Raw genomic sequence first — 13424 nt, 5'->3', positions numbered from 1 at the left:
CGTTTAAAATTATTTTGCTTTTATAACGCATACGCGTACAGAAGTAATATCCAGCGCTGTTGTCACAGCGGAAACAATATCCTGCTGTACGACCGGGTTGTCGCCGCCGTCGCAGACAACGACAACACCCTTTATGATCGGCTGAACCTCAGTTACCGCAAGCGCTTTCTGGGCGCCGTCGGCATCCTTGACAAGTATGTAAGTGGTCTCCGTATTGTCATTCGCCTCGTTTTTGGTGGTGGAACCGTCGGATTTGTCCTCGGTGGTCTGATTGCTTCTTTTTTCCTCGGTGGCATACACATACTGCGTACTCCGTTCAAGCGTTACCAGGACCTTGGCCTCCCCCGCCCCCTGTATCCGGCTTACAAGATCCGTCAGGCTGGTTTCCAGCTCCTTGGCGTACTGCTCGGCCGTAACCACGGACTGGGACGATACGTCCTTCGTATCGGTGCGGTCATGGTTCAGATAGCCCGAGAGGAAAATCAGGGCAATTCCGATCAAACCGCCGATGATAATGACCTTGCGGTAAAAATCATTGTCCGCCAGCTTAGAGAAAACCGTCTTCTTTTCCTCCTCGAAGCCGTTGTCCTTAGCTTTCATCGGAAGATACCTCCATTTTCAGTCCTAACGTTTTTTCCAGATGGGCCGAAGCCTTTTCTCTGTCCTTGCCATATCCTTTTGCCAGAATGACAACCACCTTGTTAATTGATATGCTGCCATCTTCGTTTGTATCCATAATCACATTAACATTTTTGCATTTAATATCGATATTGTTCAACTCTGATACGACCAGATTCGTGATACTCTCCTGCGCGGCGGCGGAATACTGCTTTTCCACCGTTTTTTCAAGCTGTGAATTGACCGGGCTGCCTGAATCCGCCTGAATGCCCATGGAAATTTTCGGTACGATTTTTGCGAGAGGAACGATCAGCGCGCAGATCACAAAAGCGCCGATGACAAATTTGACCATCCTTTCCATGGAACCGCTTGGGACAAGCCCCTGCAGCATTGCGGCGACAAGGGCCGCCATGCAGATCGCGGCCGACCATTCTCTGACCGCGTTCATGACCCACCTCCGATAATCAACAGAATCACGGTGGAAACCATCAGGATCATCATGCAGCACAGAATGATACTGATCAGCGTTTCGATCACGTCTCCCGAAGCCTTCAGCAGCGAACTGATTTCCTTCAGCTCAAAGATATCGCCGATCCCGATGCAGACCTGAAGGGTCAGCAGCCAAACAAGGCACTGAATCAAAATGGGGAGGAAAACAAAAAGCCCCGCAAGCAGTCCGAACGCGCTGACGCCGGATTTCAGCATTTTGACGCACCCGTTGATGGTATGGAGCGCCTCCCCCAGCGCATTGCCCACCACGGGCACAAAGCTGCTGACGACAAACCTTGCCGCGCGGGTCCCCGTTGTATCCAGCGCCGTTGCGACAATGCCGTGCATGGTCAGCAGTCCGGTAAAAATGGTCATACAGAACCCCATGATCCATTTCACAGCCTTGCTGAAGGCTGCACACAGCCCGTTCAGGTTGATATTCGGGGAAATCGCGGACACGATGGAAAGCGCCAGAAAGATGTTCATCATCGGAACCAGAATATTGGAAGACAGCAGAGAAATCACATTTCCCGCCGCCATCATTAACAGATTGTAGGAACCGGCCGTGGCGGGCTGTCCGGCCACGATCATGATTCCCGCCAGGACCGGAACACAGGCCAGCAGAAACCCGGCTGCCGTTTTGATCACCGCCGCCGCGCTGGAAATACACGACACAATCGGGTTCACAACAATCACACAGATACAGAGCGTAGAAACCATGCCGATAACTCCGCCCAGCGACTTTTCCCCGAAGGAAAGCTTCATCCCGTTCAAAAGCGCGCACAGAAGCATGACCGCGATTACCGAAACCGCCGCCCGGAACGGTTCCCCCGTTTTGCCCGCGACCACGGAAAGAATCTGGTCAAACAGGCCTTTCGGCGTGATGGAGGTAATGTCTTTCCAGTTGGTATCTTCAATCCCCATTTCTTCCAGTGCTTTTCTGGTATCGTTGGGCAGTTTGTCCGCAAGGTCCGCCGCCCCGCTTTCCTGAAGCTGCCGGGAGTAATAATCGTCCTGCTTCGACGCGGCGTGCACCGGCAGGGAAAACGCCGTCACCAGGAGCAGCAGAACGGCTAAGCATACAATTTTTTTCATCCTTATCCACCAATCAGTCCTACCGCCGTGCTTGCGATCTTTTCGAAGAGCGGCAGCGACAGCACCACAATTGCGATTTTTCCGGCGAGCTCCACTTTTGAAGCCAGCGCGCTTTCCCCCGCGTCCCGGCAGGAATCGGCGGCGAACTGTGCCAGAAAGCAGATTCCAAGGGATTTGAACAGGATTGCGGCGTACTCGGCGGAAAGCCCTGCCGAGGAAAGCAGGGTATTGATCTGCTGAACCGCGGGGGCAATATTCCCCAGTATCGCGAACAGGATGAGAACACCGGCGCAGATACTGACAACAATGGAATATTCCTGATGATACCGCTTCAGCATAACCGCGAGGATCGCCGCGATCACTGCAATTCCCGCAACGGCAATCATATCCATGGCCTACAAACCGAATATGGATTTAATAGACTTAAACAGAGCGTCTATTTGCTGGATAATCATCATGAGCACTACGATCAGACCGGCAATGGTCGTCATCATTGCCTGGTCCTCCCTGCCCGAACGAATCAGCAGCTGGTTCAGCACCGCAACAATAATGCCGATCGCAGCAATTTTAAAAATCAAATCCACATCCATTTTTTGATTCCTCCATCCTTAACATAGCAGGAGTGCCGCCGCCATCCCGGAAAACACGCCAAACATTTGGTACAGCCTTGATTTTCGTTCCTTTTCGCCCCTTGCCTCTTTCAGGTTCTGGGCCGTGAGCTCATAATAGAGAGCGCAGTGCGAAAGCTGCCCGTCGGTATCGCTTACGCCGAAGCCGCTCCCAAAGCCTTTCAGCAATTCCACATCTTTATCGTTGAACCCGCCGCTTTTCGCGCAGCCTTTGACCCCGGCCTGCCACGCGGACTGGAAGTCCCCGTTCTTTTGAAAAGAGTCCCCGCACTGCCGCAGAAACTCCAAATCGCCGCCGTGTCTCTGCACGATCTGCTCTACCGGCAGTGCGGAAAACCGGATTTCCGTCTGTGCGGAAGAAACAAAACGCAAAAACCGTTCGAGCTGCTCCACCCGCACGGCAAGCCTATGCGACTCCATATACCCCGCAAGCGCCCCTGCGGCTATCAGAATCAAAGCGCCCGTCAATTTTAGCAAGCAAATCACCAGCCTTGTAAATTCCTTGTATTTTCCCCGGTTCCCTGTGCCCGTTCAGCATGGCCACACAGCCGAAGGCCCCCGTTTTCAAAAGGCTCACCGCCTGTTTTTTCATCAGGAATTCCTCTATGCTGCCCGCGTGAATGGAGGAAATCATGCTGACGCCCGCATTCAGGCTCTGCTCCACCGCGGCAACCTCGTCGTTTCCGCCAAGCTCGTCGCAGATAATAAACTCCGGAGAAAGGCAGCGGACAGCCTGCATGATTCCCTCCGCCTTAGGGTAGCCGTCCAGCACGTCGCAGCAGAAGCCAAGGTCGTTCTGCGGTATCCCCAGACAGATACCGGCCAGTTCCCCGCGTTCGTCGACCACGACCACCTTCCGGATATCTCCGCAGGTACCGCTGGACAGTTGGCGGGCGACGTCGCGCAGGATGGTGGTTTTTCCGCTTGCGGGCGGGCCGGCAATGAGCAGTCCGGAATGAATCTCCTTTTTCAGGGAATGAAAAATTTCGGCAGCCGATCCCGGGATCTCCCGGGAAACGCGGATATTAATGGAAGAAATATCCCGGATACCGGTAATTTCACCGTTCTGGAACACCGCGGTTCCGCTGATGCCGACCCGGTGCCCCCCTGCCAGCGTGACAAACCCGTTCTTGATCTCATTCTGATGGCTGTAGATCGAATAGCTGCAAATATTCCGGAAGCATTCCTCAATATCTTCCTTTGTGGAAATCATGGCGTCCTTGCCCGGATAGCACGTCAGTCTTCCCGTTTGATTTAAAAAGTAGATTCCGCCCGTACAGCAGATGGAAATCGGTTTATTGACGCGGAGCCTGATCTCCTGCGCCTGTTTTTTAATGTCGCCGGGCAAAAGCGAGAAATAGCCTGCGATTCTGCCGCAGATCGCTTTCGCCGCCGAATCGAATCTTGGGTCGCTGTAGTTATCCATATCCCTTGTCCTCTCTTTCAATAACATAGATATGGACAACTTGGCTGTGTTAGAACCAAAAAAATAACTCCGCGGGAGGATTTCCCGCGGAGCCGATTTCTCTTTTTTATTCTATTGGAAGGCGGAGAGCCGTCCATTTCTGCAGATTCATCTGCTGAAATTCAGTTTTCTGCGGATTGAAATCCCGCAGAAATGTTTTTAGTTCCTCCTTTAAGGAAGCATCCTTGGTATTCCGGTACAGTTCCAGCGCGTAAGGCTTTGCCGCGTCCGGTGCGCTGTACATCATCCCCACGTCGGCGGTTTCCAGCGTCCCGTTTTGGTACCGGCCGATATTATACCCGATAATCCTGCCGTCGATATTTGCGTAGCAGAGAATCAGAAAGCTGACGGCGCAGGTCAGCACGATGCTTCGGGCCGGATTGATCTTTTTAAACCGGGAGACGATAATCAGCACAAAAATCACCGCCAGAACCACCATAAACCAACTGGTATACACCCGTTTCGGTGTCAGCCCGTAACGGGCGATATACAGAATCATCTTGCTAAGGGCGGAAGCAATCAGCAGAAGCGTTTCCACTGAAAGAAAAACATGAATGGCCCTCATCACGCGGAATTCCCCTTCCTCCCTTCGGATCAGTACGGAGGAAAAAGCGATCACGGCAAAGTTGATCATCGCGACTTTGCACAGCTCAAAGAACCCGCGCCGGGCAAATTCCGCAAGCGTCAGCCCGCTCTGCCCCTGCCCCGAAAAAGCGCTGAACAGGGAGGCTGTCTGCGCTCCAAAGAAAACCAGATACAGGATGCACAGGAGCACGGTTCCCGTGACAGCGGCCGCCGTGGGAACAACTCTGCATTTTTCGGATAATTTGGCGGCCTTCTCTGCCGTAATCGAGTCGGCCCGCCTTTTCTGAATATTGCCGTACAGCAGGCCAAACAGATAGCTTCCCGTCAGAAAGGCCGGAAGAAGCCGGAACAGAAAATTGGCGATATGGATTCCCACATCGGAAGAAAACTGCTTCACCAAAGCCTGAAACGCCCCGTCCGCCTGCATCAGAAGCGAAAGGACAATCCAGAGAACCGGCAGTGCCGCCAGCGCACCGCCCAGTGAAGCCAGCAGGACCTTGCTTTTCCTGTTCTTTACCGCCGAACGCCGGATGATTCTGGAAGCGCAGCCGAAATTCAAAAACGGAATTTTGAAAAGCTGATTCACCATATCGGGCATAAAACAGGCACCCAGCCTTTCTTCCATCCGGCCCGAGGTCAGCACCGCGACCCAGTAGACCGCGCAGCCCATCAGAAACAGAAAGTTGAGGAACTGCAGGGAGACATTGGTGAACAGGGAGAAATTGACGGACGACAGAACCACCAGAGCCAGCCAGAACCAGCTGTTTTTCGGAACAGATTTTCCGCGGTTTTTCAGGTAGAGAAGAACCAACGTACAAAACACGGCGGTAAAAAGGGTCACACCCAAACCAAAGCATTCCGGTGTAATCAGCCAGACAAAAAGATAACCGCACACCAGAAACAACAGTGCAAACAGGGTATCCGTACCGGTAAAAGGAATCGGGATTTCCGGTTTTTTAGCGGCGGGGATTTGGCCGTACCCCAGCGTTGAGGGCAAAACAGGCGCACCAGTGGTTACGGGTACCGAAGCGGTCCCGTTTTCTTCAGCGATATTCATAGTAATCTCCTTTATTCCGTATCGGTATATTCCAAAATATCCGCGGGCTGACACTTCAGCTCACGGCATAAAGCTTCCAGGGTGGAAAAGCGGATTGCCTTCGCCTTATTGTTTTTTAAGATGGATAAATTCGCCGGCGTAATTCCTATCTTTTCAGCAAGATCACCGGAGGTGATTTTCCGCTTCGCCATGACGACGTCTAAATTAATAATAATGGGCATATTTTTCCATCCTTTAAATCGTGAAGTCGTTTTCGCTTTTCAGTTCGATCGCCTGTTCAAAGACGTTTTTAATGACGCGGATAATCAGCGCAAAGAAAGCGCAGGCCACTGCGACAATAAAAAACGAGGCATAATAAAAGCCCGAACCAAAAGTGATGACGCCAACGGCAATACAGCTCCAGGAAATAATCCGCAGCATTTTCGTGTTTTCCGGCACAAAGACACTGCCCACGCGGATATTTTTCAGCAGGGTATTCAGGCAGTAAAGCAGGATAAAACCCGGCACCGCGCAAAGATAGATGGTAATGCGAAACGGCAGATGCAGCGCCTGTATCGCCGGAGCATCCCCGAAATACCAGCTGACAATCGTGGGGGCGGCGCATACGCCCACCGCCAGCAGGACGGCAAACAGTCTGGTACAGAAAATGGAAAGCGTCAATGATTTTGAGTTGTTCCACATACGATGGACCCCTTTCTATTCCGATCCGGAGCTTATGGTGGTAAGCAGGTTTTCCGGTCAGTGCTTTTAAGTATCTAGTTCGTAACAGTACAGATTTCCATTATCCGAATCATACAGCGCAATGGTAAAGTTATAGGAGGAACGGTTGAACAATTGGGTGCTGTCTCGGGGATTCCCGCTTTCACTGTGCCTGTCATAAAAATAATAGTACCCATGCTCGATTGCGGGAATCAGCGCTTCGCCCTCGTCGGTCTGAACCAGCGCGCCATAGGAAGCCTCGCCGTCCTCTTTCCCATATACAGCCCTTTGCAGGTTTTCGTTCAGCGGAAGTCTGCTCCAGCCACCGCCGTTATCCATCTGCTTCGCCGCAGACACACCGGCGGTCTTATCAAAGCTCATTTGCGTAAAGGTATATCCGTCCCCATGAAAACCGTCATGCGTATCCGTGCGTTTGACCATTTGACCGCCGGACAGATCAATTCCAAGCGTTTGTGAAACGTCTTTTGCTCCGTCGTCGTGGGAACACGACGCCAGAGTACCTACCAGAAGCAGCATACACAAAATAAGTGGTAATCGTTTCAACCGTACCCCTCCCGCCGTTTATTTTCCGGCTCCGGCCGGATGCAGAAAGAACACTTCCTGTGCTTTCTTTTGTATTATATCACATCAATTATTAATTATCAATATTATTTTATTGTTTATCGATATATTATATTCGTTCTACAATATTCTATTCTCCACGTCCAGGAGACGCAAAGCGCCGCGGAACACAAAACGTGCTCCGCGGCGTTCAAAACATTCTATAAAAAGTCACTATTGAATCATCTCATTGAATTCCTCTTCGGAAATGACCGTTATTCCCAGCTGCTGCGCCTTTGTCAGCTTGCTGCCAGCGTCTTCTCCCGCCAATACAAAATCCGTCTTTTTGGAAACACTGCCGGACACCTTCCCGCCCATCTTTTCTATGATGGCGCCCGCCTGGGTCCGGGTCAGGGTCGGGAGCGTTCCCGTCAGCACAAAGGTCTTGCCGTAAAAGCGGTTGTCGTCCACCACCGTTTTACAGAGCATGTTTACCCCCGCGTCTCGCAGCCGGCCGATCAGATGCGCCGTATTGTCCAGTGCAAAAAACTGGACAACACTGTCCGCCATTACCCCGCCAAAGCCGTCGATTGCGGCGATTTCTTCCGACGCAGCATGAAAGATCGCGTCCATATTTCGAAAATAGGAGGAAAGCAGTTTGGCGGCCTTCAGACCGATATGGGGAATTCCGAATGCATAGATCAGCCGGTAAAGGTCGTTTTCCTTCGACTTCTCAATTGCGTCTATCAGATTCTGAGATGATTTTTCGCCCTTGCGTTCCAATGACACGATCTGGTCGTGACGCAGAGTATATAAATCCGCGGGAGAGGAAAGCAGCCCCTGCTGAATCAGCTGTTCAAGCACCGCCGGGCCAAGTCCTTCAATGTCCATGGCATCGCGGCTGGAAAAATGGATCATATGTCGCAAAAGCTGCGCCGGACACTCGGGATTGGTGCAGCGCGTAGCCGCCTCCCCCTCCTCGCGCGCCACCCTGACCCCGCAGGACGGACACACCTCGGGCATGACATACGGTTCGGAATCCTGCATATGCGACACAACGGAAACGACTTCCGGAATGATTTCCCCGGCTTTTCGCAGGATAACGTTATCGCCGATGCGGATATCTTTTTCATGGATAAAGTCTTCATTGTGAAGCGTTGCGCGGCTTACCGTCGTTCCCGCCAGCGTAATGGGCTCAAAAACGCCCGTCGGGGTCAGGACGCCGGTACGCCCGACATTGATTTCAATATTGAGCAGTCTGGTTTCCTTCTCCTCCGGCGGATACTTGAATGCCTCTGCCCATTTTGGGAATTTTGAGGTGCTTCCCAAAACATCGCGCTGCGCAAAGGAATTAACCTTGATGACGGCGCCGTCGATGGAATAGTCCAGCGAGCCGCGCAGCTCCCCGATCCGGTTGACCTCGGCTATGACCTCTTCCACCGTGGAACAGGCGGTAAAAAAGGGCGGTACGGCAAATCCCAGCTCCTTTAGAAAGTTCAGGGCGTCGTCATGGTTGTGAAGCTCCTCCCCAACCATCTGCTGCACATTGAACACAAAAATGTCCAGAGTGCGGGAAGCGGTAACCCTGGAATCCTTCTGCCGAAGGGAACCCGCCGCGGCATTGCGCGGATTTTTAAAGGGCTTTTCATCGTTTAGCTCCTGACGCTCGGAAAGGCGGAAAAAGCTCTCGTGCGACATATATACCTCGCCGCGCACTTCTAGAAACGGCAGCGGTCTGGTCAGCTGTTTCGGTACGGTGCGGATGGTTCTGAGATTATCCGTTACATCCTCTCCGACCGTACCGTCTCCGCGGGTAGAGCCCCTGACAAACTGGCCGTCACGGTACTCCAATGAAACGGACAGGCCGTCAAATTTCGGCTCAACAATGTAGACCGGGTGGTCTACGGCAGCACGCACCCTGCGGTCAAAGTCGATCATTTCCTGCTCGGAAAAGGAATCGTGCAGGCTTTCCATGGGAACGGTGTGCACGACGGGCTGAAATTTATTCAGCACCTCCGCGCCGACCTTCTGCGTGGGGGAATCGGGAGTGACCAGCTCCGGAAACTGTTCCTCAAGCTGCTGCAGACGGCGGTACATCATATCGTACTCATAGTCGTCGATTTCCGGAGAGTCTTCCGTATAGTACTTTTTATTATGATATTCGATTTGCTTTCTCAGTTCTTTCAACTGCTTTTTCGCTTCTTTAACATCCATGAAAATCAACCCTCTCGCTACTAATAATAGCAGATTAATTTATGTTTGCAACTACCTGCGGCACGTCGCCTACAATGATTGTTTCCGCAACGGGGACATTGGTGTCCACTTCCGTAGTGGTATCAAAACCCGGCAGAAAAGAATACACACTGGTGTGTACATTCAGAACGATCTGATGCTTCGTCTGGTTGATTCCGGCGGACTCAAAGGAACTTTTGAAGTCCGCGTTCACGTTTCCGGAAAGCGTCAGCCTGAGCGGCACCTCCGGGCCCCAGCCGTGAAGCAATTCATTTCCTGTAAGCGTCCCCAGGGGAACGCCCGTATCCATATGGCCGTTGTTGCCGATTTTCTTCTGCACATTGGCAATAATGGCGGATTTCAGCTGATTCATCTTTACCATCTGCGTTGTAATCGCCAATATTTTGCCCGTACTGTCCCGTTCCACCGATACCAGATCCTGATAGGTCACTCCATTTTGAGTCAGCTCTTCGGTTACGGCGTTGTTGATGGTGTCGATAGATTGAATGCGTGCCTGATTGGTCGTAATCGATTTGATGATGGGACGGAAATGGGAATCAATTAATATTATAAACCCCAGGCAAAAAATTATGACAATCAGCGATTTCCAGTAAATTCGCGTATGTATACGGTTACCATATCCGAACCTGTGCCACCTTCTCATAGCAACACCTCCCAAGTCTCATACCCTCATAATACTCGGAAGGAATCAAAATGTGAAAGGACAGCAAAAAAGCGCAAAGAAACCTGAGTTCCTTTGCGCCGTTAACAATCGAAAAATTATTCGGCAGGTACCTCTTCCTCAGCCTGCTCAACGGGTTCGAGCAAAGCTCTGATCGAAAGGCTGACACGCTTTTTGTCAAAATCGATTTCGGTGATTTTGGCTTTTACAACATCGTTGACCTTCAAAACATCCTGCGGCTTTTCGATTCTGTGATCGGCGATTTGAGAGATATGTATCAAACCGTCGATACCAGGAATAATTCTTGCAAAAGCGCCGAAAGCGGTCATGCCGACAATCGTAACATCACAAACTGTGCCCACAGGATAATCACGCTTGAGGACTTCCCACGGATTGTCCTCCGCACGCTTGTAGCCAAGAGAAATCTTGCCCTTTTCCTGATCGAGGCCCTTGATATAAACCTGAACCGTATCGCCGACATTGACGACCTCGGAAGGATGCTTGATCCTGCCCCAGGAGAGCTCGGAAATATGGATCATGCCGTCGATGCCGCCCAGATCTACAAACGCGCCGTAAGCGGTCAGGGACTTGACAACACCGGTATATTCCTTACCTTCCTCTGCGGTTTCCCAGAACTTCTCCGCCTGTGCTTTTCTCTCGTCCTTCAGTACGGAACGAATGGAGCCGACAGCACGTCTGCGTCCGCGGTTTACTTCGATAATACGGAAATTGACTTCTTTCTTCAGCAGGTCTTCCAGCGAATCGCCGCGGGAAGCGGTAGCCTGAGAAGCGGGGATAAACACACGTACGCCGTTTGTGACAGCGATGACGCCGCCCTTGATGACTTCGGTGACAACGCCGGTCAGAACAGCTTCGTTTTCCTCAGCTGCGGTAACGGTTTCCCAGCCCTTTGCGGCATCCAGACGCTTCTTGGAAAGCATGATGGTGCCTTCCTGATCGTTGGTACGCATGATGAGAAGATCCATCTCATCGCCTACCTTAACAAGGTCCTCCGGCCGTACGTTGGGGTCGGCGGAAAGCTCCGCGGCAGGAATAAAGCCGGCCTGCTTTCTGCCTACATCGACATAAACTTCGCTGGGAGTAATGCCGACAACTACACCGCGTACCTTTTCATCTGTATTTAAATTCTTTAGGGATTCTTCGAGCATCTCCTCAAAGTTTCCCTCGGCATTATTCTCCATTAAATCTTGACCAGCACCCTCATTGATTTCTGACATGGTATCAAGTACCTCCTTTATAATGCTTGCCGGCGTCGAAGCACCGGCAGTAATGCCAATACATTCGGATTCTTTTAGAACCGACAGCGGCAGCTCGTCCGCTGTTTCTATCAGATAAGTGGTGCAGTTTTTCATGCACACATCACGAAGTTTTGCTGTATTGGAACTTTCCCTGCCGCCGATCACAATCATCACGTCGCACTGTCTGGACAGAAACTCTGCTTCCGATTGACGCTTAGCAGTCGCATTACATATTGTATCAAAAATTGTTGCATTTGTATATACCCTTTTTAGCATTTCCAAACAATTTTCCCATTCAGAGACGCTGAAAGTCGTCTGAGCAACCACACAGGGAGAATCTTCCTGCGCAACAGGAAAATGTTCCAAAATATTTTGCAGCTCCCCGGCATTTTTAAAAACATAACATTTTCCTGTGCAGTGCCCCCGGATACCCTCTACTTCCGGATGATGGGCATCGCCGGCAATCAGCACCGTTTTTCCCTCAGCGGAAGCTTTTGAAACAATATTGTGTATTTTTGCGACGAAAGGACAGGTTGCGTTCACAAAATCCGTTTTTTTCTCAAGCAGGCTGTCATAAACCGCCTTCGACACCCCGTGGGAACGGATGACCATGGTCGAATCCGGAGGTACCCCGTCGGGCGATTCCACGATCGTGACGCCGCGCGAGGCAAGCTGCGCCAATGTCTGCGGATTGTGGATAATCGGACCCATCGTGCAGACCTTTTTCCCCTGATCCAAAAGCTCATTGACCATTTTCACTGCCCTGTTCACGCCGAAACAAAAGCCTGCGGAATGGGCGACGATGATTTTCAATGTTTTTCCTCCAGCATGTTGTTGATTTTTTCCGCGATCATTCCCGCCGCCGCGCGGAGGGAAACGGACGAATGATCCTTCAGTCCCAGTTCCTCAAAAGGAATCGGCTCCCCGAAACGGACGGTCACCCGGCGAAACGGCCTGACGATGCCGTCGCAGTAAATGGATACCGGCAATACGGGCGCCTGTGCCTTATAGGCAAGCATGGCCACTCCGGCTTTCGGCCGGAACGGCGCGTTGTCAAAGACACATTTCCCCTGCGGGAAAATCCCCAGAAGCCCGCCGTCGTCCAAGATGCGCAAAGCGGTCTTCATGGACTGCGCGTCGGCGCTTTCCCTTACAACCGGGAACGCACCCATGCGGTACAGCCACCAGCAGACCAGCTTGCCGTGATTTTCAAAGAGTTCGGACTTCGCCATATAACGGACCTGCCGTCTGAAAGGCGCCGCAAGAAAAAGCGGGTCGATCACCGATTTGTGGTTGCTGCAGACAATCAGCTTTCCGCTGCCGGGAATATTCTCGACTCCCCTGTACTGTACCCGGTAAATGAGCCGGGCCAGAGGGGCAGCCAAACGAAGACAGAAAAAATACAGCATTCTTTCAGACCCTTGCGGCCAGAAAAGTGTCCAGATCCCGCTCGCGAAGCTCGGCTATTTTCTCCATCACAAAACGGGAAGCACTGCGATACTCGCTGCCGGAGCCGTTTTCAATACCCAGTTCGTCCGGCTGAATCAGTTTTCCGTACGATACCATGCATTTGTGGAACATTTTCGGCAGCCCGCCGTCCTTTGCGGTAATGCAGCACGGCAGGATCGGGGCGTTGTATTTATGAGCAAGCATCACCGCGCCCGCCTTGGGCTGAAGAAACTCCCCCGTTTTGGAGCGCGTACCCTCAATAAAGACGCCCAGCGCCTGTTCGTTTTCAAGCAGCTCTCCCGCACGGTTGATCGCCGTTTTGTCGCCCCTTCCCCTTTGTACGGGGAAAGCGCCTAGCGAAGAAAGCAACAAGCCCAACGCTTTGTTTTCAAACAATTCCGCTTTGGACATGAAAAAGATCTGACGCTGCTGCGTAAAAGCCAGCCGAACCGGATCCGACAGGCTGAGATGGTTGCAGCAAACAACGACCCTTCCGTATTCGGGCATATTTTCCCTGTTATTCACCCGATAGGGAATAAAATATTTCAGAAAACCCTGAACAAAAATCTTGCCAAAATTATAAAGCGGCGTACGTTTCATAGTC

Annotated in this window: 16 protein-coding genes; all 16 read right to left on the bottom strand. The window is 51.7% G+C overall.

Going from position 1 to position 13424, the window contains the following annotated elements:
• Window positions 1-9 precede the first annotated feature (9 nt).
• The gene (locus LY85_RS01010) at window positions 10-600 is read right to left on the bottom strand and encodes a stage III sporulation protein AG (RefSeq protein WP_141825134.1); all 591 of its coding nucleotides are present in this window, start codon (window positions 598-600) and stop codon (window positions 10-12) included.
• Window positions 590-1066 (bottom strand): stage III sporulation protein AF, encoded by a 477-nt coding sequence (locus LY85_RS01005; protein WP_038323978.1) that lies wholly within the window; start codon window positions 1064-1066, stop codon window positions 590-592. Before LY85_RS01005 ends, LY85_RS01010 begins: the two co-directional genes overlap by 11 nt.
• The gene (locus tag LY85_RS01000; RefSeq protein ID WP_141825133.1) at window positions 1063-2202 is read right to left on the bottom strand and encodes a stage III sporulation protein AE; all 1140 of its coding nucleotides are present in this window, start codon (window positions 2200-2202) and stop codon (window positions 1063-1065) included. The genes LY85_RS01005 and LY85_RS01000 overlap by 4 nt, the downstream gene beginning before the upstream one ends.
• A 2-nt stretch (window positions 2203-2204) precedes the next feature.
• Complete coding sequence (locus LY85_RS00995; protein ID WP_141825132.1) at window positions 2205-2594, bottom strand: SpoIIIAC/SpoIIIAD family protein; 390 nt, start codon at window positions 2592-2594, stop codon at window positions 2205-2207.
• 3 nt (window positions 2595-2597) lie between these two features.
• On the bottom strand, window positions 2598-2792 hold the full coding sequence (gene spoIIIAC, locus LY85_RS00990) for a stage III sporulation protein AC (protein ID WP_038323975.1): 195 nt from the start codon (window positions 2790-2792) through the stop codon (window positions 2598-2600).
• An 18-nt stretch (window positions 2793-2810) separates the two neighbouring features.
• Entirely contained in the window at window positions 2811-3251 is a 441-nt protein-coding gene (locus tag LY85_RS00985; RefSeq protein WP_038323973.1) for a stage III sporulation protein AB, read from the bottom strand.
• A complete protein-coding gene (locus LY85_RS00980) occupies window positions 3238-4257 on the bottom strand; it encodes a stage III sporulation protein AA (RefSeq protein WP_141825131.1) in 1020 nt (339 codons plus the stop codon). Before LY85_RS00980 ends, LY85_RS00985 begins: the two co-directional genes overlap by 14 nt.
• Before the next feature lie 106 nt (window positions 4258-4363).
• Window positions 4364-5938, bottom strand: coding sequence for a DUF4173 domain-containing protein (locus LY85_RS00975; RefSeq protein WP_141825130.1), 1575 nt, complete (start codon window positions 5936-5938; stop codon window positions 4364-4366).
• Window positions 5939-5949: 11 nt separating this feature from the next.
• A complete protein-coding gene (locus LY85_RS00970; protein ID WP_038323972.1) occupies window positions 5950-6159 on the bottom strand; it encodes a helix-turn-helix transcriptional regulator in 210 nt (69 codons plus the stop codon).
• Window positions 6160-6172: 13 nt separating this feature from the next.
• Complete coding sequence (locus tag LY85_RS00965) at window positions 6173-6619, bottom strand: DUF2975 domain-containing protein (RefSeq protein ID WP_141825129.1); 447 nt, start codon at window positions 6617-6619, stop codon at window positions 6173-6175.
• Between the two features lie 66 nt (window positions 6620-6685).
• Window positions 6686-7201 (bottom strand): hypothetical protein, encoded by a 516-nt coding sequence (locus tag LY85_RS00960; protein WP_141825128.1) that lies wholly within the window; start codon window positions 7199-7201, stop codon window positions 6686-6688.
• Window positions 7202-7432: 231 nt separating this feature from the next.
• A complete protein-coding gene (gene ligA / locus LY85_RS00955; protein ID WP_141825127.1) occupies window positions 7433-9412 on the bottom strand; it encodes an NAD-dependent DNA ligase LigA in 1980 nt (659 codons plus the stop codon).
• Window positions 9413-9446: 34 nt separating this feature from the next.
• Complete coding sequence (yunB, locus tag LY85_RS00950) at window positions 9447-10094, bottom strand: sporulation protein YunB (RefSeq protein WP_141825126.1); 648 nt, start codon at window positions 10092-10094, stop codon at window positions 9447-9449.
• A 116-nt stretch (window positions 10095-10210) separates the two neighbouring features.
• Window positions 10211-12184 (bottom strand): bifunctional 4-hydroxy-3-methylbut-2-enyl diphosphate reductase/30S ribosomal protein S1, encoded by a 1974-nt coding sequence (locus tag LY85_RS00945; RefSeq protein ID WP_141825125.1) that lies wholly within the window; start codon window positions 12182-12184, stop codon window positions 10211-10213.
• Entirely contained in the window at window positions 12181-12780 is a 600-nt protein-coding gene (locus LY85_RS00940; protein ID WP_141825124.1) for a lysophospholipid acyltransferase family protein, read from the bottom strand. The genes LY85_RS00945 and LY85_RS00940 overlap by 4 nt, the downstream gene beginning before the upstream one ends.
• Before the next feature lie 4 nt (window positions 12781-12784).
• Window positions 12785-13420, bottom strand: coding sequence for a lysophospholipid acyltransferase family protein (locus LY85_RS00935; RefSeq protein ID WP_141825123.1), 636 nt, complete (start codon window positions 13418-13420; stop codon window positions 12785-12787).
• Window positions 13421-13424 lie beyond the last annotated feature (4 nt).

This window comes from Clostridium sp. KNHs216, from assembly GCF_006714885.1.
Classification (GTDB): Bacteria; Bacillota; Clostridia; order Oscillospirales; family Acutalibacteraceae; genus Caproiciproducens.
This window is presented reverse-complemented; position numbering and strand designations above follow the sequence as displayed.